Genomic DNA, 21620 nt, shown 5'->3' with positions numbered 1-21620 from the left:
CGACTCTGCCACCCGCGCCTCGGCAGCGGGTACCCAAGACAGGGCCGGCTCTGATCCGAAACGCCACTCCCGGCCCGATCCCCTGATCTCACGCGGCGAAGGGGGCTTTACCCGCGTCGTATGCGGATAAAGCCCCCTTCATCTACTCCGAGACCGGAAACGGACGGCGCGAACTACCGGACCGGCCTGCCCTCCGGCGCCGGTGCGTGGCCGATCGGCCGGGCGGTGAACGTGCCCCGGCCCTGGGTCCGGCTGCGCAGCCGGGTCGCGTAGCCGAAGAGTTCGGCCAGCGGCACGGTCGCGGTGACCACGGTCGTTCCGGCGCGAACGGCCGACCCCTGCACCCGGCCACGCCGGGCGGCGAGGTCGCCGAGCACCACGCCGACGGCGCTTTCGGGCACCGTGACGGTCACTTCGGCGATCGGCTCCAGCAGTGTCATCGCGCCGGCGGCCAAAGCCGCCCGGAGCGCGAACCGCCCGGCCGTCCGGAACGCCAGCTCCGAGGAATCCTTCGGATGGGTCGCCCCGTCCGTCAGCGTCACCCGGACACCGGTCACCGGATGCCCGCCGAGCGGACCTTCCGCCAGCGCGTCACGGCAACCCGCTTCGACGGCACGGAGGTACTCCCGCGGCACGCGACCACCGACCACAGTGGACTCGAACTCGAACTCCCCTTCCTCCAGCGGTTCCGTGTCGATGACGACGTGGGCGAACTGCCCGGCGCCGCCGTCCTGTTTGACATGCCGATAGACGAAACCGGTCACGCCGCGCGCGACCGTCTCGCGGTAGGCGACCCGAGGCCGCCCGACGCCGACGTCCAGCCCGTGGTCGCGCCGGATCTTCTCCACCGCCACCTCCAGGTGCAGCTCGCCCATCCCCGACAGCAGGGTCTGGCCGGTCTCACGATCGGTCCGGACGACCAGCGACGGATCCTCCTCGACCAGCCGTGCCAGCGCCGACGTCACGCGTTCCGTGTCGATACCCTTCCGCGCCTCGACGGCCACCGACACGACCGGATCGGCCGCGACGGGCGGCTCGAGCAGGAGCGGCTCCGACGGCGTGCACAGCGTCGCGCCCGGACGGACCGACTTGAGCCCGACCACCGCGACGATGTCGCCGGCGACGGCGCTGTCCACCCTGGTGTGCCGATCCGCCTGGACCCGCAGGATGCGGCCGGCGCGCTCGATACGGCCGCTGCCCACGTCCATCACCGCCTCCGAAGTCCGGATCGTGCCCGAATACACCCGCAGGAACGTCAACCGCCCGGTGGCGGTCGAGGTCACCTTGAACGCCAATGCCGCGAACGGCGCCGACGGATCGGCGGGACGTTCCCGAGCCGTGCCTTCGTACTCGCCCCGGACCGGCGGAACGTCCGACGGCGCGGGCAAGTACGCCACCACGGCTTCCAGCAACGGCTCCACCCCGCGGTTGCGGTAGGCCGAACCGCACAGGACCACGACGCCGTCGCCGGTCCGGGTGAGCTCGCGCAGCGCCGGAACCAGCGTCTCCGTCGACACCGCCGACGACGCGCAGAACTCCTCCAGCGCACCCGGATGGGCTTCCGCCACCGCCTCGTCGAGCAGACGGCGGCGCCGGCTCGCTTCGTCCACAAGGGACTCCGGAAGCGGGCCTTCCTCGGCGGTTTCGGCGCCATCGGCCCAGACGAGTGCCCGCATCCGCAGCAGGTCGACGACGCCGACGAAGCCGTCTTCCCTCCCGATCGGCAGCTGAACCACCAGCGGACGCGGATGCAGCCGCTCCCGGATGGACGCCACGGCGGCGTCCAGGTCCGCACCCGCACGGTCGAGTTTGTTGACGAACGCGATCCGCGGCACGCCGTGCCGATCGGCCTGGCGCCACACAGATTCGCTCTGCGGCTCGACCCCGGCGACGCCGTCGAACACCGCGATCGCGCCGTCGAGGACCCGCAGCGACCGTTCGACCTCGTCGGAGAAGTCGACGTGGCCGGGGGTGTCGATCAGGTTGACGAGATGGCCGTCCCACGAACAGCTGACGGCCGCGGCGAAGATGGTGATGCCACGGTCTCGCTCCTGGGAATCGAAGTCGGTCACGGTCGTGCCGTCGTGGACCTCACCCCGTTTGTGGGTGGTGCCGGTGACGTACAGGATCCGTTCGGTGAGGGTGGTCTTGCCGGCGTCGACGTGGGCGAGGATGCCCAGATTCCGGACGGCGGACAAGGGGACGGTGCGCATGGCGCGGCCTTTCGAGCTGAACTGGCGGAAACTCCGGCGGCGCGATTCGGCGAACGCGGGCAAGCGCCGCTCACCGTCGCGGGGCAACGGGAAGCAGGCGTGAGAAAGGAAGTGCGTTCGTCAGCAGGGCCGGTGCGAGCCGCGCGGCTGGCACCGGGTGCGCGGAGACACCAGGATCACCTCGTAGCGAGCCGAGGGGACGACGACGGCGTGGTGATGACGCACGGTCCTGTCCTTCCTCGCGGGGTGATTTCGTGGCGAGTGTAGCCACTCCGATGTGGACCGCGAACCGGTTTTCCGCGAATTCGGGGGAAACTGGTCCGCGACCGACCAGTTTCCGGCGACGGCGGTGTCCATCCCTTCGAGAGACACCACAAGAGGAGGGAACCCGGTATGCGGGTGGACGAACTGCTGGCCCTGGCGAAGACCGGTGACGGCGAGGCGTTCCGTGACCTCGTCGCGCCGTACCGCCGTGAACTGCAGGTGCACTGCTACCGCATCCTGGGCTCGGTGCAGGACGCCGAGGATCTGCTGCAGGAGACATTGCTGGCCGCGTGGCGCGGGATCGACGCGTACGAGGAACGCGCGTCCATCCGGACCTGGCTGTACCGGATCGCGACCAACCGCTGTCTCAACGCGTTGCGTGCGGGCGGGCGCCGCCCGCACGACCACTCCGCTCACCGACCGGAGGTCCCCTTGCCCGAGCCGACGCGCCGCCGCCCGGAAGCCGGCTGGCTGGAGCCGTACCCGGACCTGCTGCTCGCCGAGATCGCCGATCGGGTGCCTGGCCCGGAGGCCCGCTACGAGGCCAGGGAGTCGATCTCGCTCGCGTTCCTGGCGGCACTCCAGCTGCTTCCACCCCGCCAGCGGGCCGTGCTGGTCCTGCGGGACGTCCTCGGGTTCCGGGCCGCCGAGGTGGCCGGGATCCTCGACACCACCGAGAACGCCGTGACCAGCGCGCTGAACCGGGCGCGTTCGGCGCTGGCCAAGGAGATGCCCGCCGGTGAACGGGAAACCGCTCCCCTGCCCGATTCCCCGCGGGAACGCCGGATCGTCGACGAGTTCACCCGTGCCTTCGAGAACGGCGACGTCGACGCCATCGTGGCGCTGCTGACCGACGACGCCTGGCTGACCATGCCCCCGCTTCCTTTGGAATACCAAGGCCCGGAAGCCGTCGGGCACTTCCTGGCGACCGTCGCACTCCGCGACGGCCGCCGGTACTCGCTGATCCCGACCCGCGCCAACGGACAGCCCGCCTTCGGCTGCTATCTCCGCGACCCGAGGACGCCCATCGGCCACGCGCACGGTGTGCTCGTGCTGGAACTCGCGGGCGACCGGGTCACCGCGGTGACCCGGTTCCTCGACAACTCGCTGCTCGCGGCCTTCGGGCTGCCCCGCACCCTGCGCGGCTGATCGCAGGACTTCCTTGGCCACGCCCCGTCGGGCGTGTGCCCTGTCATGCCCGGAATCACTTCCACCTAGGAGAAAACTTGACCCCCAAGCAGGCGTGGGTCCTGGGGCTCGCCTCACTGGCGTCGTTCATGATGGCGCTGGACAGCCAGGTCGTGACGACGGCGCTGGGCACGGTCCGCGCGGATCTGTCCGCGTCGATCGAACAGCTCGAATGGATCGTCAACGCCTACAACCTCAGCTTCGCCGTGCTGCTGCTCACCGGGGCGGCGCTCGGTGACCGGTTCGGCCGCCGCCGGATGTTCGTCACCGGTCTCACCGTGTTCACCGTCGCCTCGGCGGGCTGCGCGGTGTCCGCGGACATCGGCACGCTGATCGCCGCGCGGGCGGTGCAGGGCGCCGGTGCCGCGATGGTGCTGCCGCTGTCGCTCACCCTGATCAGCGCGATCTTCCCGCCCGATCGGCGGGGAAAGGCGATGGGGCTCTATCTGGGGCTCACCGGGCTGGCGACGTTCAGCGGACCGTTCATCGGCGGGGTCATCGCCGAAGGGCTGGCGTGGCAGTGGATCTTCTGGCTCAACCTGCCGGTCGGTGTGGTCGCGGTCCTGCTGACCCTCCGGCGCGTCGACGAGAGCACCGGTCCGGGAAACCGGTTCGACCAGGGCGGCGTCGTCCTGGTGACGCTGGGTTCGCTGGGCATCGTCTGGGGCTTGGTCCGGGGGAACCCCGCGGGCTGGGACAGTGCCGAGGTCCTGAGCACGCTGTCCGTCGGCGTCGCGCTGGTGGCCGCCTTCGTGTGGTGGGAGCACCGCAGCGAAGCGCCGATGCTGCCGATGCGGTTCTTCCGGCTGAGGGCGTTCTCGACGGCCAACGCGGCGAATTTCTGTGTCTTCGCCTCGCTGTACGGCACGTTGTTCTTCCTGCCCCAGTACTTCCAGACCGCGCAAGGTCTCGGGCCGTTCGAAGCCGGGCTGCGGATGATGCCGTGGACCGCGACCCTGATGATCTGCGCGCCCCTCGCCGGAAAGCTGGCGGACAAGTACAGCGCGCGCACCTTCGTCGCCATCGGCTTGCTGCTCCAGACGATCGGCATGAGCTGGATCGTGCTGGTCGCCCGACCCGGTGCGGGCTACGCGATCCTGCTGCCGGGGCTGATCGTCAGCGGCGTCGGCATCACGTCGGCCATGCCCGCCGCACAACGTTCGGCCGTCGGAGCGGTCCGGCCCGGCGAGATCGGCCAGGCGTCCGGCGCGTTCATGACGCTGCGGATCTTCGGCGGGGTCTTCGGGGTGGCGGTGGTGGTCGCCGTCTTCGCCGGTGCCGGAAGCCATCTGTCCCCCGAGGAATTCGGCAGCGGGTTCACCGCGGCGATGGCCGCTGTCGTCGCGTTCGCCTTCATCGGCTTGCTCGTCGCCCTGGGCATGCCGGCCGCACTGTCCACTACCGACCAAGGAGGAAATCGATGACCGATCCGAAGACGCGAGCCGAAACACTGCGAAGCCTGCACAGCGGCGAAATGCTCGTGCTGCCGAACGTCTGGGACGCGGCGAGCGCCGAAATCGTGGCGGAGGCGGGTTTCCCGGCGATCGCCACGGCCAGCGCCGCCGTCTCGGCGATGCTCGGATACCCCGACGGCGAAGGCGCGCCGTGGCGGGAGATGTTCGCGGCGGCGGCGCGGATCGCCCGCGTGGTCCCGGTGCCGGTCACCGTCGACGCGGAGGCGGGCTACGGCCTGGCGCCGAAGGAATTCGTGGAACGGCTGCTGGAGACCGGAGCCGTGGGCTGCAACCTGGAGGACACCGATCACCGGTCCGGCGGACTGGCCGACGCGGACGCGCACGCCGCGCGGATCGCGGAGATCCGAGCGGCCGCGAAGGACGCCGGGGTCCCGATCGTCGTCAACGCCCGGATCGACACGTTCCTGGGCGACCGCGGGATCCCGGAGCCCGGCAGGCTCGCCGAGGCCGTCCGGCGGGGCAGGCTCTACCGGGAGGCCGGCGCCGACTGCGTGTACCCGATCGGAGTGCGGCGCCGGGACGATCTCGCCACGCTGGTCACCGAACTCGCGTGCCCGGTGAACGGGAACGTCGGGGAGGAACTGGAGCTGGCCGCGCTCCGCGAACTCGGTGTGGCGCGGGTGTCCTACGGTCCGCGCTTCTATCGCGCGGCACTGGAGGGATTCCGTGCCGCCATCGGCGAGCTCGACGGGTGATCGGTCGTGAAAGCCACTTCCGCGACCTGCGGAAGTGGCTTTCACGACGTCCGTGGTCACTTGCAGAAGGCCGTGTCCACAGTGGCCATCACGGCCTTGGAGCCCTTTTCGAAGTCGCCGAACGTCCCCGGCATGGCGGTCACCGCGAGCCCGACGGTGCGGCCGTCTTCCGTGGCCCCGCCGCGGGTTTCGAACCCGTGGATGTCCCCGCCGTGGCCCCAGTACACGCCGCCGCAGCTGAGCGGGTTGCTCATCAGGCCGAGTCCGTACTTCGTCCCCGGGTACAACGGCGCGTCGACCGTCTTCCGCATTTCGGCCAGCTGCGCGGCCGGCAGCAGCCTGCCTTCGAGCAGTACCCGGAAGAATTCGCCGAGGTCACCGGGCGTCGAGATCAGCTGGCCGGCGGCACCGCCCCAGGACGGATCCAGTTCGGTCGCGTCGATCACCTTGCCGGTGGCGGCGTTGCCGACCGCGTAGCCCTGCGGGTGCCGTCCCTGAATGGTCTGGTCGCCGACCTGCGGCCAGTAGGTGTTCTTCAACCCCGCCTTCTTGATCACGCGTTCGGTGATCTGCTCCTGGATCGGGCGCCCGGTCACCTTCTCGATCACCATGCCCGCCAGCAGGTAGCCGGTGTTGCTGTACTCCCATTTGGTGCCGGGCGCGAACTTCGCCGGGTGGCTCAGTGCCGCAGCGAGCAGTTCGTGGGTGGGGAAATACCGGTGCTGCACCTGTTCGAAGTCCTGAAGGCCCAGGTACTCGGTGTAGTTCGGCAGCCCGCTGGTGTGCTGGAGAAGGTGCCGGATGGTGATCTTGCCGGCGTCGATGCCCTCCCCGCGCACGATACCGGGCAGGTACTTCTCGATCGGCGCGTCCAGTTCCACCTTGCCCTCGGCCACCAGCTGCAGGACCGCGACCGCCGTGAACGTCTTGGTGTTGCTGCCCGCCCGCACCCTGCCGTCACGCGGGACCGGGACCTGGCGGTCGATCCGCGACGAGCCCGCGACCAGCGACGTCGTCCGCCTGCCGTCGCTCACGGAGGCCAGCACGGCGGGGAATTTCTCCTGGCTCACCAACGAGTCGAGGCTCTTCCGCAGCTCCGTTCCCTTGGCCGGGGCCGCGTCCGCCGCCGTCGTCCACGCGGCGCCCATCAGGCCCGCCACCGTCAGGACGACCACACCCTTGCGTACCGTCATTCGCACTCCTTCTCCGACGAGATCGACACCGACAACACTGGCCGAACCGGACGCGAAGATCAGGAGTGCAGGCTCCCGGATCCCGGGTGGTGCTGGCGCTACCCTGCGAAAAATTTCGACCGGAATTCGTCCCACCATTGTCCGGGCGGGACGCGGCTGGCTAAGGTCAGTCCGGTAAGTGGACTAGACCACCCGAGGCCGGGAGGCGACGATGCCCCTCGACGAACAGCAGACCTGGGCACTGCTGCGCGAGCTGGACCAACCCGGCCACTGGGAGGTGCCGCACGACTTCGACGGACCGGCCGAACGAGCCCGATTCGAGCGATTGGCCGAACGGCTCTCCCGCCGATTCGGCTGCACCTGCGAAGTGGACCGCGACGTCCAAGACGCCAGCCATCTCGGCAGGATCGTCATCCCGGCGAGCGCGACCGCCGCACTGGACCAGGTGACCGTGACGGTCAGCAATTTCGGCGGCCTCGTCGCGGTGACACTGGGAAACCCGGGCAGCTACGACGAAGACGAGGAACGCGAGTTCTTCCCGGCGCCGGCGCGAAGACGGGTCGAAGACGAGCTGGAAGCGCTCGGCTACCTGCCCGTCTCCGAACACCCGCTGTGGACCAAGTACACCGGGATCAGCGGATTCGACGCGCTGTATCCGCCGGATCGGCCACCTTCCTGGTGGGACCGGTTCTTCGACTACCTCTAGACGAGCACCCCGACGAGATCCGCCGCGTTCGGCACGCTGACGAGCACCTCGTCGACGGGGAGCCCGGCGATCCCGCGATCGATCTCGATCCGCAGCCCCGGCACACCCCGGCGAACCGACACCAGCTGGCGCATCCCCGTCCCCAGCCCCCAATAACCCACCTTCAGCACTCCGCTGATCAACATCCCGACCCGTCCCCCGCGCGTCCGTCGCACGGGTTTTTCGACGAGCTCGACGGCCTTGATCGCCGAGTGCGGCACGACCACTTCGTCACGCCACACGGCCAGCCGCTCCCAGGACGAGAACCTCACCCGCACCCCGCCATCGACGATGTCGATCGTCGCCATCACGACCACCTTCCCCACTCAGTCAGCTGATGTAGCTGTTATAGCAAGTGTATAGCAGATATCCTTGACCGGTGTTGCTGACTCTCGACCTCGACAGCGAGGTTCCGATCTACCAGCAGATCCGCGACCGGATCGTCGAAGCCGTCGCCGATGGCGTGCTCACCGAGGGCAGCGCCTTGCCCTCCACCCGGCAACTCGGCGCCGACCTGGCGATCAATTTCCACACCGTGAACAAGGCCTACGACCTGCTGCGGACCCAGGGGTTCATCCGCATCAACCGCAAGACCGGCGCGGTCGTCCGGCGGGACGCCACCTCCGGACCGGCGGAGGACGGTTACGCGGACGAGTGGCAGGAGCGCCTGCGCACCCTGCTCGCCGAGGCGGTCGCTCTCGGTGTGGGCCCGCGCGAGGTGACGAGCCGATGCGAAGCGGTGTTGGACTCCTTCGCGATGAGCGCGCGGCGATGATCTGGCTGCACCTGGCCCTGATCGCGTTCACCGCGGCCGCGTTCGGCTCCGCGCCCGCGCTTGCCCGGCCGACACTCCCCTTCGGCGTCCGGGTCCCGGCCCGGCGTTCCGGTGAGGCCGTCATCCTCCTCGCTCGCCGCCGCTACAACCGGGGTATCGGCGTCGGCGCGATCGCCGCCTGCGTCGTGGTCCTCTCCGGATGGCTCGCGCCCGAAGTCGTCCTACTCGCCCTCACCGCCGCCTATTCGCTGCTCGGCGGTCTGGCCCACCGCTCGATCGCCGCCGCGAAACGCGAGGAAGGCTGGTTTTCCGGCACGCGGCAGACGGTCACCGCCGACACCTCGCTGCGCGCGGATCCCGTTCGTCCACAGTGGATTCTTCTGACGCCCGCCGTGGCCCTCGCGCTCGCCACGGCGGCCACCGGGTGGTTCACGGGTGCGGCGGGCTTCTCGACGGTCTTCGCTCAGGCCCTGGTCACCGTGCTGGTCTCGCTCATGGCCGTCGCGATCTCACGGGCCAGGCCGGAGATCGACGCCGCGCGACCGTCGACGTCGGCTTCGCGTTATCGGGAGTATTTGCACGGCGTGCTCGCTCTGGTGCTGATCTCCGCGGGCTGCGTCAACGCGACACTGCTCGTCCTCTCGCTTCAACTGTGGGGTGTCGTCGAAACGACGGTGCCGGTGACGATCGTGGCGTACCTTCCCCTCGCCGCCGCGTTCATCGCGTGGCTCGGTTTCACCGTCCGGGCGGGCGACGCCGGGCACCGGTTGCCGCGCGGCGGCGACGAACCGGAGACCCGCTACGAACAGCGTGACGACGACCGGCACTGGTACGCGGCCGGGATGGTGTACCTGAACCGGAACGATCCGGCGCTGCTGGTGCACCGGCGGGTCGGGACCTACTGGACGCTCAATCTCGGGCATCCGGTCACCTGGGTGATCCTCGCGGCGGTCGCCGTGGCGGGGGTGCTCACCGGATTCGGTGTCGTGGCCCTCCCGGCGAAGGGCGCCTGACGGTACCCTGGCCCTGGGTGAGGAACCGTGGCCGTGGTGCCGGACTTCGTGGGAAAGCAGGCGCTCGACGCCTGGTTGTCCGGGTACGAAGCGGGCTTGTCACTGCAGGGCCCCGATCCGGACAGCCCGCACCCCCTCCTGAACGGCCTCGTCATCGCGCAAGTACCCGCCGCCGGAACACATCTGCCGCGGTGGAGCGTGGTGACCGTCTGGATCACGGGCGGTGGAGACCCCTCCGGTGTCCGCGAGCCGCGGCGTCCGCTGCCGAACCTTCTCGAAGACCAGGCCGAGGGCTGATCACCGGGTGTGATCGGCGGTGCCGGGGCCGCTCGTTACCCTGAGGCAATGACGTCGCAGAAAACCCCTCAAACGATGAAGCCCGCGACAGCGGCGAAGAAGCTGGGTGTGTACCTGGAGGCGACCCCGGCGGAGTTCCAGGAGGGTGTCGTCTCCCGCGACGAGCTGAACGCGCTGCAGGCCGAGCCGCCGGAGTGGCTGCGGGAGCTGCGCCGCAACGGACCGCATCCGCGTCCGGTCATCGCGGCGAAGCTGGGCGTCTCCATCAGCGGGCTGGCGCGTGGCGGTATCACCGGCGCCCTCACCACCGAGGAGATCGACGCGGTCAAGTCCGAAAACCCCGGCTGGCTGCAGCGGGAGCGCGAGACGCAGGCCGAGGTGCGCAAGGAAGAGGCTCGGCTCAAGGCCGCGCGCAGCGAGAGCTGACCGCGACACGCGGGCTTACCCGGCCCGAGCATGTCCCGAAAGCCACTTTCGGGACATCAGGCGTCGCGAAAGTGGCTTTCGCGACGCCTCTCGTGAGCCGACGGGGCGCAGAGCTAGCCGCGACGACGGGGCTTGCCGCGTTTCCCGCCTTGGGGAGCGCGGCGGTTCCCCGATTGCGGCTTCCGGCCGCCGGCCTGCGGGCGGTTGCCCTTCGCGGGGGCCTTCTTCACCGGCGCCGACTTCTCCTGGGACTGCTGCCGCCCGCGGGTGCTGTTGACCGTCCGGCCTCGGACGATCCCGATGAACTGCTCCATCAGGTCGGTGGTCTCGTCGTCCGGCCAGGACAGCGCGACCCCCGACTCCGGAGTCCCGGAGATCGGACGGTAGGTCAGGTCACGCCGGTGGTGCAGCCGCGCGAGCGACTGCGGGACGATCAGGACCCCGACCCCGGCGGCGACCAGCTCGATGGCGTCCGCGGTGGTGGCGGGCCGCTCCAGCGCGGGTTTGCCCGGCGGCGCTTCCCAATCCAGTGTGTCGTCGAGCGGGTGCAGCACGACCTCGTCGGCGATGTCGTCGACGGAGACCTCGTCCGCGGCGGCGACCAGATGCTCCTTCGGGACGACCACGACCGTCGTCTCGGTGTAGAGCGGGATCGCGTGGAGGCCCTCGCGATCGATCGGGAGCCGCAGCAGGACGGCGTCCACCGCACGCTCCCGGACCAGCCCGACCGCCTCGGCGGCCGTCGTCTGGACGAGTTCGAGCGGAACGTCGGGCGACCGCTCGTCCCAGATCCGGACCCACTTCGAGGGCGTCACGCCGGGGACGTACGCGAGCTTGAAGGAGGCGGGGGTGTCCGGGCCGGTCATGGAGGCAAGGTTACCGGGAGTGGTCATCGCCCTCGTGAGTGGCAAGGACGGTTCTAACCGTCCTTGCCACTCACGAGACCCACTACGGAGCCCAGGCCGCCGAGACCGCCCAAGTGACGTCCTGGTCGTACGAGACCGGGTTGTCGAACGGGTGGCCACCGCCGCTGGTGGCGACGTAGACCTCCTCGGCGTAATGCCGCATGTTCGTGCCCAGTTCGTTGACCGACGCCAACCGCACGCCACCGGCACCGGGCTGAGCGCAGAACGTCGCGTCCTTCCGGAACAGCTCGGTGTTGTCGTTCCCGCCCAGCCGCACCCGGAAGTCCGCGTGCCGCAGGAACTGTCCGGGATAGTTGCGCGCCTCCAGCGAGTAGCACGACGGATCCGCGAGCCCGCGCCGCACGACGAACGTCGCGTCCGCCTTCAGCAACGCCGCGCTTCCCGCGTTCACGACATCCGTCCGCGCGAGGCCGTCACGGTGCCGCAGGAAGCGGTCCGTGAAGCCGGGCGTGGTCACCTTGAACGAGCGCGCCTGGTCCAGCGGCAGATCGGCGCCGCTGCGCCAGAGCGGGACCGACGCCGCCCACGTCGTGTCCGCCGCGAAGCTCGACGGCGTGTCCCACGGGTTCGCCCCGCCGCTGCGCGCGAGATAGACGGTCTCGGCGTAGTGGCGGATGAAGGCCCCACGCTGGTTGAACGACTCCAGCGCGGTCCCACCGGCGCCTTCCCGCGCGCAGAAGGTCGCGTCCCCGGCGAACAGCGCCGAACCGTCGTTCGCGTCCTTGCGGATCCGCGACGACGCGTGCCGCAGGAAATGCCCGGGGTAGTTCCGCGACTCGAACGACAGGCACGACGCGTCGGCCAGTCCCTGCCGCGCCCAGAACGTCGCGTCCTTCTTGCCGAGATCCGCGCTGCCTTCACCGAGGACGTCGGTGCGGACGAAGTCGTCCTGATGCCTCAAGTAGCGATCCGTGTACCCGGCCGTCGTGACCCGGAGCGACACGAGTTCGCCTCGGCCGACCTCGGTGCCCTTGGCGATGGCGAGCACCTTCTGGTTGATCTCGCGCACCCGTGCTTCGGTCATCTTCAGCACGCGCCGGTCGTAGGTGTAGAAGCCGTTGACCTCGTTCTCGACGTCGTACGGCTCGGTGTAGACCGACGCGGAAAGCCCTCGGCCGTGCACGAACCGCCCGACCTGCTTGGTGATCTCGACGTACCGGTTCGTCAGCGACGTCTCGTCCGGGTACAGCGCGCCGTACGCGAAGCCCTTGCCCGGTTCCCATTCGTGCCCGGTGACGCGTCGCCCGAGGCCGCCGTACTCCCCCAGCACCGCGATCCTTCGCGCGTCGGGTTGCCTGGTGCCGGTGGAGACCTGGTACGCGTGGTCGTCGATCACGTCACCGTTGCCCGGATCCGGATCGGACACACAGCAGTTCGACCCCGAGTTGTGGTTGATCAGCCGGGTGCCGTCGAGCGAGCGCACCAGATCCACGATGCGCCCGGCCTCGTACTCGCCCCAGCCCTCGTTGAACGGCACCCACTGCACGATCGAGGTGATGCCCTTGTGCTGCTCGATCATCCGCCGCAGTTCGGACTCGAAGTTCGCGTGCCCGTTCGGGACCTCGTCGATCGAGTCGAGCGACGGCATGTCCTGCCAGACCATCAAGCCGAGCTTGTCGGCGTGATAGAACCACCGCGCCGGCTCGACCTTGATGTGCTTGCGGACCATGTTGAAGCCCAGCGCCTTCTGGCGTTCGAGGTCGAACCGCAAGGCCTCGTCCGTCGGCGCGGTGTAGATGCCGTCCGGCCAATATCCCTGATCCAGCGTGCCCAGCTGGAAGACGAACTTGCCGTTGAGCAGCGGCCGCATCACCCCGCCGACCATCGCCTTGCCCAGCGACCGCATGCCGAAGTACCCGGTGACGACGTCGCCTCCCGGCAGCCGCACGCGCAGGTCGTAGAGGAACGGGTCGTCGGGCGACCACAGCCGCGCGTTCGGCACCGGGACCCGCAGACGGGACCCGACGGCACCGGTGGCGGTGCCGACCACTTGGCCGCCCGAAAGCACTTCGGCGGTCGCTTGCTGCCCGGGTGTGCCCTGGACGACGAGGTCGAGCGCGCCACCCGGGACGTCGGGCGTGGTGTCGAGCCGCGTGATGTGCTCGGCCCGGACCGGTTCCAGCCAGACGGTCTGCCAGATCCCCGAGGCGGCCGTGTAGAAGATGCCGCTGGGCGCCTTGCGCTGCTTCCCCACCGGGTACCGGCTGCCGTCGACCGGCGAGGCGACGCCGACGACGATCTCGTTCTCCCCCGCCTTCAAAGCCGGCGTGATGTCGAACGAGAACGCGTCGAAACCACCGGTGTGGCTTCCGATCGACGTCCCGTTGACCCAGACCCTGGTCTCCCAGGTGACGGCGCCGAAGTTGAGCTTCACCCGCCGTCCGTCCCAAGTGGACGGAACGGTGAACGTCCGGCGGTAGAACATGTTGTCCTCATGCCGTTTGATCCCCGAAAGCATCGATTCGATCGGGTAGGGCACGAGTACGTTTTCGCTCAACGGCCTGCCGATCGGCGGCGAATTCAGGTTCGGCGCGCCGGTGAACCCCCAGGTTCCGTTGAGGTTGAGCCATTCCGACCGCACCAGCTGCGGACGCGGGTACTCGGGCAGCGCGTTCGACGGCGAGACCTGGTCCGTCCACGGGGTCGGGAGTGGCACGGGAGCGGCTTGGGCGACGGGGACGAGTGTCGTCGCGGCGGCCAGCAGACCGGCCACGACGCTCAGGGCGCGCGCGGTTCTTCGGTGCATGCGATCTCCCTATCTCCGGGCGGTCGTGCGGGCCAGTGACCGCTGCAGAACAACGACCACCAGCAGGAACGCGCCACTGACCACCGATTGGTAGTTGCTGTCGAGAGTTCCTATCTGGTTGATGACGTTCTGGATGACCGTTCGGATGCCCACGCCGATGACCGTTCCGAGAATCGTGCCCATTCCGCCGGTCAGCAGGGTGCCCCCGATGACGACGACGGAGATGGCGTCCAGTTCGAGGCCGACCCCGATCACCGTGACCCCGGATTGCAGATACGCCGCGGTGAGCGCGCCCGCGAGCCCGGAAAGCACACCGCTCATCACGTAGACGGTGACCTTGGTGCGCGCCACCGGCAGTCCCATCAGCTTCGCGGACTGCTCCGAGCCGCCGGTCGCGAACACCGCTTGCCCGAACCGTGTCCGCCGCAGCAGGAGCCCGCCGATCAGGCACAGCGCCGCCGCGATGAACACCGGATAGCCGAACCCGAACAGCGTGCCGCGCCCGAGTTCGACGAACGCCTCGCCCTCCGGGATCTTGTACGTCGTCGCGCCCTCGGTGGTGATCGCGAGCAGCAGCCCGCGAGCGAACAGCAGCGACGCGAGCGTGACGATGAACGGCGCCATCCCCGTCTTCGCGACGAGCAAGCCGTTGATCAAGCCGATCAGCCCGCACACCGCCAGGGGCAACAGCAGCGCGACGAGGAAGCCCCATTGCGATCCGTAGGCGGCGAGGACCCCGCCGAGCGCGTAGACGGACCCCACGGACAGGTCGATCCCGCCGGTGATGATCACGAACGTCATCCCGAGCGCGATGATCGCGAGGAACGAGCTCTGCAACGCGATGTCGCGCAGGTTGTCCAGGCTGCCGAAGCGCGGGAACAGCAGCCACGCGACGGCGACCATGAGCACCAGCGCGATCGCCGCGCCCTGTTTCTGCAGGACCCCGGTCATGAGCTCGCGCCGGGTGGAGTCCTGGGCGGCCATCGTGGGCGCCGCGGTCATCGGCTGCTCCGTTCCCGTGCGACGTACACCGCGCCGACGATGATCGCGGCCTGGATCATCTGCGCGGTCGAATCCGGCAGGTTGTGCTTGATGAGCGTGGCGCGGACGAGCTGCATGAGCAGGACACCCATCACCGTGCCGAGGATGCGGACGCGGCCACCCGTCAGCGGGGTGCCGCCGACCACGACCGCGGTGATCGCGGACAGTTCCATCAGCAAGCCGGCGTCCGCGGGGTCGCCGGCGCCGAGCCTGGCCGTGGAGAGCACCCCGGCGAGTGCCGCCAGCAGCCCGCAGATCGCGTAGACGCCGATGAGGACGCGGTTGACCGGAAGCCCGGCGAGCACACTGGCCCGGCGGTTGCCGCCGATCGCGACCAGCCGCCTGCCGAACGCCGTCTTCCCGACCAGCGCCGCCACCAGCACGGCCAGTACGGCCGCGATGAGCACGCTCACCGGGATCCCGAGCACCTCGCCGTTGCCGAGCGCGAGGAAATCCGGATCGTGCAGCTGGATCAGCTGGCCGTCGGCGAGGACGAGCGCGAGCCCTCGGCCGCCGACGAGCAAGGCGAGTGTCGCCACGATCGGCTGGATCCCGACTTTCGCGACGAGCACCCCGTTCAGTGTTCCCGCGGCCAGCCCCGCCGCCAGCGCGACCGCCACCGCCGGCAGGGTTCCGGCGCCGAGGTACAGCGGGACGAGCGCGGCCGAGAGCGCCATCACCGCGCCGACCGACAGATCGACGCCTTCGGTGCCGATCACCAGCGCCATCCCGAGCGCGACCACCAGAACCGGCGCGGCCTGGATGAGCTGGGTGCGGAAGTTGCCGACGGTCAGGAAGTTCGCCGTGAACGCGATGTTGAACAGCACGAGCGCGACCACGGCGACGTACACGCCGTACTCCTGCAGCCACCGCGCCACCCGGGTCCGGTCCACCGTTTTCGCCGTATCCGTCATGGCGGGCCCCGGTTCCTCCGTTCTGCGCTGGGTGCTGGTCATTCCGCGCCACCCGAAGCGATCGCGGCCAGCACGTGGTCCTGGGTCAGCTGCTCGCCCGCGAGTTCCCCGACCACCGCGCCGTCCTTGAGCACGATCAGCCGATCGGCCCCGTCGAGGAGCTCCTCCATCTCCGACGAGATCAGCAGGACGGCGAGCCCTTCCTTCGCGAGTTCGTCGATGAGCGCCTGCACCTCCGCCTTCGCGCCGACGTCGATACCCCGGGTCGGCTCGTCGAGCAGCAGCACCTTCGGCTCGGTGCAGAGCCAGCGGGCCAGCAGCACCTTCTGCTGATTGCCGCCGGAGAGTTCGGCGACCTTCTGGTCCGGGCTCGACACCTTGATCCGCAGGCGTTTCACGAACGTGTCGACGATCCTGTCCTGGCGGGCCCGGCTGACCAGGCCGAAACGGGACAGCTTCGGCAACGCGGCGAGCACGATGTTCTCCCGCACGGACAGATGCGGGATGATGCCCTCGGTCTTGCGGTCCTCGGCGAGCATGCTGACGCCCGCGCGCATCGCGGCCGCCACATTCCCTTGCGGGACTTCCTTTCCACCGACGAGCACCGTGCCGCCGGAGAGCGGCAGGTCGCCGACGATCGCCCGCGCCGTCTCCGTGCGGCCGGAGCCGAGCAGCCCCGCGAGGCCGACGATCTCGCCGGGTTTGATCTCCACCGAGACACCGCCCAGCCGGTTGCCGCTGGTGAGGTTCTCCGCGCGCAGCACCGGTTCCCGGCCTGTCTCGTGGTCGCCCTCGAAGGCCGTCGCCCCGTGCGAGCGGATGTCGCCGACGCTGCGGCCGAGCATCATCGACACCAGTTCCAGCCGCGGCAGGTCGGCGAGCGGTCCGGTGTGGACCCGCTTGCCGTCCCGCAGCACCGTGACCCGTTCACAGATCCGGTACAGCTCGTCCATCCGGTGGCTGACATACACGATCGCGATCCCGCGTTCGTGCAGCCTGCCGATGACCTCGAACAGCGTCTCGACCTCGCGCGGCTCCAACGAAGACGTCGGCTCGTCCATGATCACGACGTCGGCGTCGACCGACACCGCGCGGGCGAGCGCGACCATCTGCTGCGCGCCGACACTCAGTGTCCCGAGTGGACGCCGCACGTCGGTGTCGATGCCGTAGTCCGCCAGCAGGGCCGCCGCGTCGGCGTTCATCCGCGCCCAGTCGACCAGCCCGAACCGTTTCCTCGGCTCGCGGCCGAGATACACGTTGCTCGCCACGCTCATCAGCGGGATGAGGTTGACCTCCTGGTAGATCGTGGAGATCGCGCCCCGCGCGTGGATCGTGCCGGAATCCGGCTTGTGCACGCCGGTGAGCACCTTGATCAGCGTCGACTTCCCGGCGCCGTTCTCGCCCACCAGCGCGTGCACCTCGCCCGGCCGCAGCGCGAACGACACGTCGTCGAGCGCGCGCACCCCGGCGAACGTCTTCGTCACGCCTTCGACCTCGAGAACCGGTTCCATCGTCAGTACGCGTTCCCGAGCTTCTGCGCGGCGTTCGCCGAGTCGTACTGGTCGTCGGAGATGACCACGGTCGGCGGGATCTCCTTGCCGGCGGCGAAGTCCTGCAGAGTCGAGAAGGCGAGCGGGCCGAAGCGCGGGTTGGACTCGATCACCGCGTTGTAGCTGCCGTCGGCGATGAGCTGCACGGCGTTGCGGGTGCCGTCGATCGAGACGATCTTGACGTCCTTGCCCGGCGTCTTGCCCGCGGCCTTGAGCGCGGTGACCGCGCCGATGCCCATCTCGTCGTTCTCGGCGTAGACCGCGGTGATCTCGGGGTTGCTCTGGATGAGCTGCTCCATGACCGCCTGGCCCTTGGACCGGTCGAACTCACCGGTCTGCTCGGCGACGACCTGGATACCCGTGGTCGCGGCGATCTCGTCCTTGAAACCCTTGGTGCGGTCGGTGGTCACGTTGTTGCCGGACGCGCCGAGCAGGATCGCGACCTTGCCGGTGCCGCCGGTGGCCTTCACCATCTCCTGCGCCGCGCGCTTGCCCTGCTCGACGAAGTTCGAGCCGATGAAGGTCAGGTAGTCGGTGCACGGCTGCGAGGTCACCTTGCGGTCGATCGTGATGACCGGGACCTTCTTGGCCTTTGCCGCGTCGAGGGCGGGCTGGAGGCCGTCGGAGTTCAGCGGGGCCACGATGAGCAGTTGCGCGCCCCGGTCCAGCAGCGACTTGATGTCGCTGACCTGCTTGTTGAGATCGCTCTGCGCGTTGGTGACCAGGAGTTTGCCGTCCGGGACACCGAGTTTCTTCGCTTCGTCCTTGATGGACTGTGTCTCGGCGATCCGGAACGGGTTCGCCTCCTTCTCCGACTGGGAGAAGCCGATGACCGCGTTCTTCACGTCCACCTGCGGGTAGCCGGTCTTCTCGCGGGCGCATCCGGGCCCCGCGGCCTGGTTCGGCGCCGCCGAAGCGGCGGGCCCCGCCCCCGACGGGGCGGATTGCTGGGTCTCGCGGCTGGTGCAGGCCGTCAGCGCGAGCGCGAGGCCGGTCACCAGGAGCAGGGTGCGGCGGATGGGCAGGGACATCGATCGCTCCTCGGGGAAGTCGAGCACACGGGTCTGCGGTGACCCATGTCACTCATAGGGACGATGCCAGATTTACATCGTTGGTACAACGTTGTAAATCCGCCGTTCGCGCGGCTAGGCTGTCCCGGATCTGTACCGGAGCACTGCGGAGGGGAGCGAGGGTGGCCACGCTCAAGGACGTCGCCAAGCTTGCGGGCGTCTCGGTCAAGACCGTGTCGAACGTGGTCAACGGCTACGACTTCGTCAAGCCGGAGAACCGCAAACGCGTCGAGGAGGCACTGGCCTCCACCGGATACCGGCCCAATCTCGGTGCCCGCAACCTCCGCCGCGGGCGCACCGGGTTCCTCGGGCTGATGCTGCCCGAACTGAGCATCCCGTACTTCGGCGAGCTGGCCGGCCTGGTGCTGCAGGCGGCACAGGAGCACGAGTGGAACGTCCTCATCGAACAGACCCTCGGCACCAGGGAACGTGAGCGCAACGCCCTGTCCGCGCTGGGTCCGCATCTGATCGACGGCGCGATCATCAGCCCGGAAGCGCTGCACACCAACGACTTCGAGGATCTCGCGCCGGGTGTGCCGCTGGTGATGCTCGGCGAGCACGTCGTCGACGTGCCGATAGACCACGTCGGCATCGACAACGTCCAGGCCGCGCGGATCGCGGTGCGGCACCTCATCTCGCTCGGCCGCCGCCGGATCGCCGCGATCGGCGCGCATCCGCAGCGGCACACCGCCGCGCAACGGCTGGAGGGCTACCACTCCGCGCTCGAAGAGGCGGGGCTCGCGCCCATCCCGGAACTGGTCCTGCCCGCCCTGCGCTACCACCGCGCCAACGGCGCCGAAGCGATGGCGCATCTCCTCGCGCTGCCGGAGCCGCCGGACGCGGTCTTCTGCTTCAACGACCTTCTCGCCATCGGCGCCCTTCGCGCCGCGGCCGAACGCGGGGTCCAGGTGCCGTCGGACATGGCGATCGTCGGCTTCGACAACAACGAGGAGAGCGCGTACAGCCTGCCTTCGCTGACCACGATCGCTCCGGACAAGGCGGCGATCGCGCGGGCCGCCGTCGATCTGCTGCGACGGCGTATCGCGGGCGGGAGCGACCTCGAACCGGAAGACGTCCAGACGCCGTTCTCGCTGGAGATCCGGAACAGCACCATCGCCTGACCCCCGCGTTTCGTCCTCTGAATGCGGTAGTTGCGCGCGCAAGGACCGCATTCAGAGGACTAAACGCGGGACTCGTGGCATTGTGTGTCCGTGAATCGGGCTCTGGCGGTGCTGACCCTCGTCGCGTACGTGACGTTGCCGCTCGGCTCGGCCAAGTACGAGACGCTCGTGCTGCCGACGCTCCTCGCCGGGCTGGTCTACGCGGCGATCGCGATCGTCGGTTTCCCTTGGGTGCAGAAGCACGGACGTGGGTGGGCGATCGCGTACGTCTGCGTTCAGTTACCGCTCGGCTTCACCCTGTTCTCGCTTTCGGGCGCCGCCGTCGGGGCGGTCCTGCTTCTCGTGGTCCTGGTCTGCCACACCGTGTTGCTGCTGCCGTTGCCGGTGGCATTCGGGGTCGCGGTGCTGATCCCGCTCATCCACCTGCCGATGGCGCCGATGGACGGGCTCCGCGAAGGGCTCGGGACGCTGGCGGTCATGGTCTTCGCCGCCGTGGTGACCGAGCTGGTCGTCCGGGAGAAGCGGGCGCGCGAAGAGCTGGCCGAGGCCCACGAACGTCTTCGCGACCAGGCCGCCCAGGCCGAACAGCTCGCGACCATCCAGGAACGCAACCGGCTCGCGCGCGACATCCACGACGGGCTCGGCCACCACCTCACGGTCGTCCAGATGATGTTGCAGGCAGCCCGCGCGGTGATCGGCACCGGTGACACCGAGCGGGCCGACGGGATGCTCGCCAAGGCACAGGACCAGTCGCGCGAGGCGCTGGCGGAGGTCCGCCGGTCGGTGTCGGCGTTGCGGGAACCGCGCTCCGAGCCGCTCACGGACGCGTTGCGGACGCTGGCGGACGAGGCTTCCGCGGCAGGAGTGCCGACCGGGTTCGAGGTCAAGGGCACCGCGCGGGACACCCGCGCAGACGTGGAGGAGTCGCTGTTCCGGGCGGCCCAGGAGGGACTGACCAACGTGCGCAAGCACGCGCGGGCCAAGGCCGCGACCGTGGTGCTCGACTACGGCGTCACCGATCTCGTGCGCCTCGAGGTCCGCGACGACGGCCTCGGGATCGCCGCGGATTCCCTGCCGGACAAGGGTTTCGGCCTCATCGGACTCCGCGAGCGGGTCGCCGGGCTCGGTGGCCGGGTCTCGGTCGAGTCCGCCGAAGGACAGGGCCTGACACTCACCGTGGAGGTGCCGGGATGACCGTCCGCGTGCTGATCGTCGACGACCAGGCGTTGTTCCGCGAAGCGCTGGCGACCCTGCTGGAAGTCCAGCCGGAGATCGACGTCGTCGGTGAGGCCGCGAACGGCGAGGAGGCCGTGCGCCTCTGCGCCGAACTCCGTCCCGACGTCGCGCTGATGGATCTGCGGATGCCGGTACTGGACGGGATCGCCGCCACCGCGAGGCTTCGCGCCGAGCAGCCCGACGTGCGTGTCCTGGCGCTGACGACCTTCGACGACGACGAAGACGTGTTCGCCGCGTTGCGCGCGGGCGCCGTCGGCTATCTGCTCAAGGACGTCTCGTCGACGCGGCTGGTCGAAGCGCTGGTGGCGGCCGAACGGGGCGAATCGGTGCTGCAGCCTTCCGTCGCGGCGAAACTCGTCGCGCGAGTGGCCCGGCTGCCCGCCGAGACACCCCGGCCGTTGGTGACACCGTTGTCGGAACGGGAACTGGAGGTCGTCCGGCTCCTCGCGGACGGCCGCAGCAACCGCGAGATCGCCAAGACGCTGTTCCTCGCCGAGGGCACCGTGAAGAACCTCGTGACGAGTGTCCTGTCCAAGCTCCAGGTACGGGACCGCACCCAGGCCGCCCTGCGCGCGAAGGAACTCGGCCTGTTCTGAGCAGCGTGTCAGGGTTCCAGGCTCCACCGTGACAGCAGGACGAAGCCAAGCCCGGTTAGTTGCCAAATACCCGAACGCCCCCGCCGGACCGATCCGGCGGCTTCGCGTGACTGGCCGGACGGCACGTGTGATCCGA

Annotated in this window: 20 protein-coding genes; 11 read left to right on the top strand and 9 right to left on the bottom strand. The window is 69.4% G+C overall.

The window, feature by feature from the left end; genetic code table 11:
• Window positions 1-173 precede the first annotated feature (173 nt).
• Window positions 174-2213: an elongation factor G gene (gene fusA / locus MJQ72_RS07225; RefSeq protein WP_240598346.1), complete on the bottom strand. Its 2040-nt coding sequence runs from the start codon at window positions 2211-2213 to the stop codon at window positions 174-176.
• A 393-nt stretch (window positions 2214-2606) separates the two neighbouring features.
• Between fusA and MJQ72_RS07220 the strand changes: the two genes are divergently transcribed.
• From MJQ72_RS07220 to MJQ72_RS07210, 3 genes are all read left to right on the top strand, one after another.
• On the top strand, window positions 2607-3626 hold the full coding sequence (locus MJQ72_RS07220) for a sigma-70 family RNA polymerase sigma factor (RefSeq protein ID WP_240598345.1): 1020 nt from the start codon (window positions 2607-2609) through the stop codon (window positions 3624-3626).
• 77 nt (window positions 3627-3703) lie between these two features.
• Window positions 3704-5089, top strand: coding sequence for an MFS transporter (locus tag MJQ72_RS07215; protein ID WP_240598344.1), 1386 nt, complete (start codon window positions 3704-3706; stop codon window positions 5087-5089).
• A complete protein-coding gene (locus MJQ72_RS07210; protein ID WP_240598343.1) occupies window positions 5086-5835 on the top strand; it encodes an isocitrate lyase/phosphoenolpyruvate mutase family protein in 750 nt (249 codons plus the stop codon). Before MJQ72_RS07215 ends, MJQ72_RS07210 begins: the two co-directional genes overlap by 4 nt.
• 56 nt (window positions 5836-5891) lie before the next feature.
• Here MJQ72_RS07210 and MJQ72_RS07205 read toward each other — a convergent pair whose 3' ends face one another.
• Window positions 5892-7028 (bottom strand): serine hydrolase, encoded by a 1137-nt coding sequence (locus MJQ72_RS07205; RefSeq protein ID WP_240598342.1) that lies wholly within the window; start codon window positions 7026-7028, stop codon window positions 5892-5894.
• 211 nt (window positions 7029-7239) lie between these two features.
• On the opposite strand from MJQ72_RS07205, the gene MJQ72_RS07200 reads away from it, so the two are divergent.
• Window positions 7240-7734 (top strand): polyhydroxyalkanoic acid system family protein, encoded by a 495-nt coding sequence (locus tag MJQ72_RS07200; RefSeq protein WP_240598341.1) that lies wholly within the window; start codon window positions 7240-7242, stop codon window positions 7732-7734.
• On the opposite strand, the gene MJQ72_RS07195 is transcribed toward MJQ72_RS07200, so the two are convergent.
• A complete protein-coding gene (locus MJQ72_RS07195; RefSeq protein ID WP_240598340.1) occupies window positions 7731-8081 on the bottom strand; it encodes a hypothetical protein in 351 nt (116 codons plus the stop codon). The two genes, MJQ72_RS07200 and MJQ72_RS07195, sit on opposite strands and share 4 nt — an antisense overlap.
• A gap of 71 nt (window positions 8082-8152) precedes the next feature.
• On the opposite strand from MJQ72_RS07195, the gene MJQ72_RS07190 reads away from it, so the two are divergent.
• The 4 genes from MJQ72_RS07190 (at window position 8153) to MJQ72_RS07175 (ending at window position 10284) form a co-directional block, all read left to right on the top strand.
• On the top strand, window positions 8153-8548 hold the full coding sequence (locus MJQ72_RS07190; protein WP_240598339.1) for a GntR family transcriptional regulator: 396 nt from the start codon (window positions 8153-8155) through the stop codon (window positions 8546-8548).
• Window positions 8545-9561 (top strand): DUF1648 domain-containing protein, encoded by a 1017-nt coding sequence (locus MJQ72_RS07185; protein WP_240598338.1) that lies wholly within the window; start codon window positions 8545-8547, stop codon window positions 9559-9561. The genes MJQ72_RS07190 and MJQ72_RS07185 overlap by 4 nt, the downstream gene beginning before the upstream one ends.
• 27 nt (window positions 9562-9588) lie before the next feature.
• Window positions 9589-9858 (top strand): PASTA domain-containing protein, encoded by a 270-nt coding sequence (locus MJQ72_RS07180; RefSeq protein ID WP_240598337.1) that lies wholly within the window; start codon window positions 9589-9591, stop codon window positions 9856-9858.
• A gap of 75 nt (window positions 9859-9933) precedes the next feature.
• The gene (locus MJQ72_RS07175; protein WP_240601273.1) at window positions 9934-10284 is read left to right on the top strand and encodes a DUF5997 family protein; all 351 of its coding nucleotides are present in this window, start codon (window positions 9934-9936) and stop codon (window positions 10282-10284) included.
• 113 nt (window positions 10285-10397) lie between these two features.
• Here the strand turns inward: MJQ72_RS07175 and MJQ72_RS07170 are convergent, their stop codons facing one another.
• The 6 genes from MJQ72_RS07170 to MJQ72_RS07145 form a co-directional block, all read right to left on the bottom strand.
• A complete protein-coding gene (locus tag MJQ72_RS07170) occupies window positions 10398-11150 on the bottom strand; it encodes a LysR family substrate-binding domain-containing protein (protein ID WP_240598336.1) in 753 nt (250 codons plus the stop codon).
• An 82-nt stretch (window positions 11151-11232) separates the two neighbouring features.
• Complete coding sequence (locus MJQ72_RS07165; protein ID WP_240598335.1) at window positions 11233-13956, bottom strand: AbfB domain-containing protein; 2724 nt, start codon at window positions 13954-13956, stop codon at window positions 11233-11235.
• A gap of 9 nt (window positions 13957-13965) precedes the next feature.
• Window positions 13966-14958: an ABC transporter permease gene (locus tag MJQ72_RS07160; RefSeq protein ID WP_038513096.1), complete on the bottom strand. Its 993-nt coding sequence runs from the start codon at window positions 14956-14958 to the stop codon at window positions 13966-13968.
• The gene (locus MJQ72_RS07155; protein WP_037338443.1) at window positions 14955-15911 is read right to left on the bottom strand and encodes an ABC transporter permease; all 957 of its coding nucleotides are present in this window, start codon (window positions 15909-15911) and stop codon (window positions 14955-14957) included. The genes MJQ72_RS07160 and MJQ72_RS07155 overlap by 4 nt, the downstream gene beginning before the upstream one ends.
• A 38-nt stretch (window positions 15912-15949) precedes the next feature.
• Window positions 15950-17422, bottom strand: a complete 1473-nt coding sequence (locus tag MJQ72_RS07150; RefSeq protein ID WP_240598333.1) for a sugar ABC transporter ATP-binding protein — start codon at window positions 17420-17422, stop codon at window positions 15950-15952.
• A 2-nt stretch (window positions 17423-17424) separates the two neighbouring features.
• Entirely contained in the window at window positions 17425-18492 is a 1068-nt protein-coding gene (locus MJQ72_RS07145) for an ABC transporter substrate-binding protein (RefSeq protein ID WP_240598332.1), read from the bottom strand.
• A gap of 161 nt (window positions 18493-18653) precedes the next feature.
• Here MJQ72_RS07145 and MJQ72_RS07140 point away from each other — a divergent pair, with 161 nt between their 5' ends.
• From MJQ72_RS07140 to MJQ72_RS07130, 3 genes are all read left to right on the top strand, one after another.
• Complete coding sequence (locus MJQ72_RS07140) at window positions 18654-19652, top strand: LacI family DNA-binding transcriptional regulator (RefSeq protein WP_240598331.1); 999 nt, start codon at window positions 18654-18656, stop codon at window positions 19650-19652.
• 90 nt (window positions 19653-19742) lie between these two features.
• The gene (locus MJQ72_RS07135) at window positions 19743-20846 is read left to right on the top strand and encodes a sensor histidine kinase (protein WP_240598330.1); all 1104 of its coding nucleotides are present in this window, start codon (window positions 19743-19745) and stop codon (window positions 20844-20846) included.
• Complete coding sequence (locus MJQ72_RS07130; protein ID WP_240598329.1) at window positions 20843-21484, top strand: response regulator transcription factor; 642 nt, start codon at window positions 20843-20845, stop codon at window positions 21482-21484. The genes MJQ72_RS07135 and MJQ72_RS07130 overlap by 4 nt, the downstream gene beginning before the upstream one ends.
• The last annotated feature ends 136 nt before the right edge of the window (window positions 21485-21620 follow it).

It is taken from the genome of Amycolatopsis sp. EV170708-02-1, from assembly GCF_022479115.1.
Classification (GTDB): Bacteria; Actinomycetota; Actinomycetes; order Mycobacteriales; family Pseudonocardiaceae; genus Amycolatopsis.
This window is presented reverse-complemented; position numbering and strand designations above follow the sequence as displayed.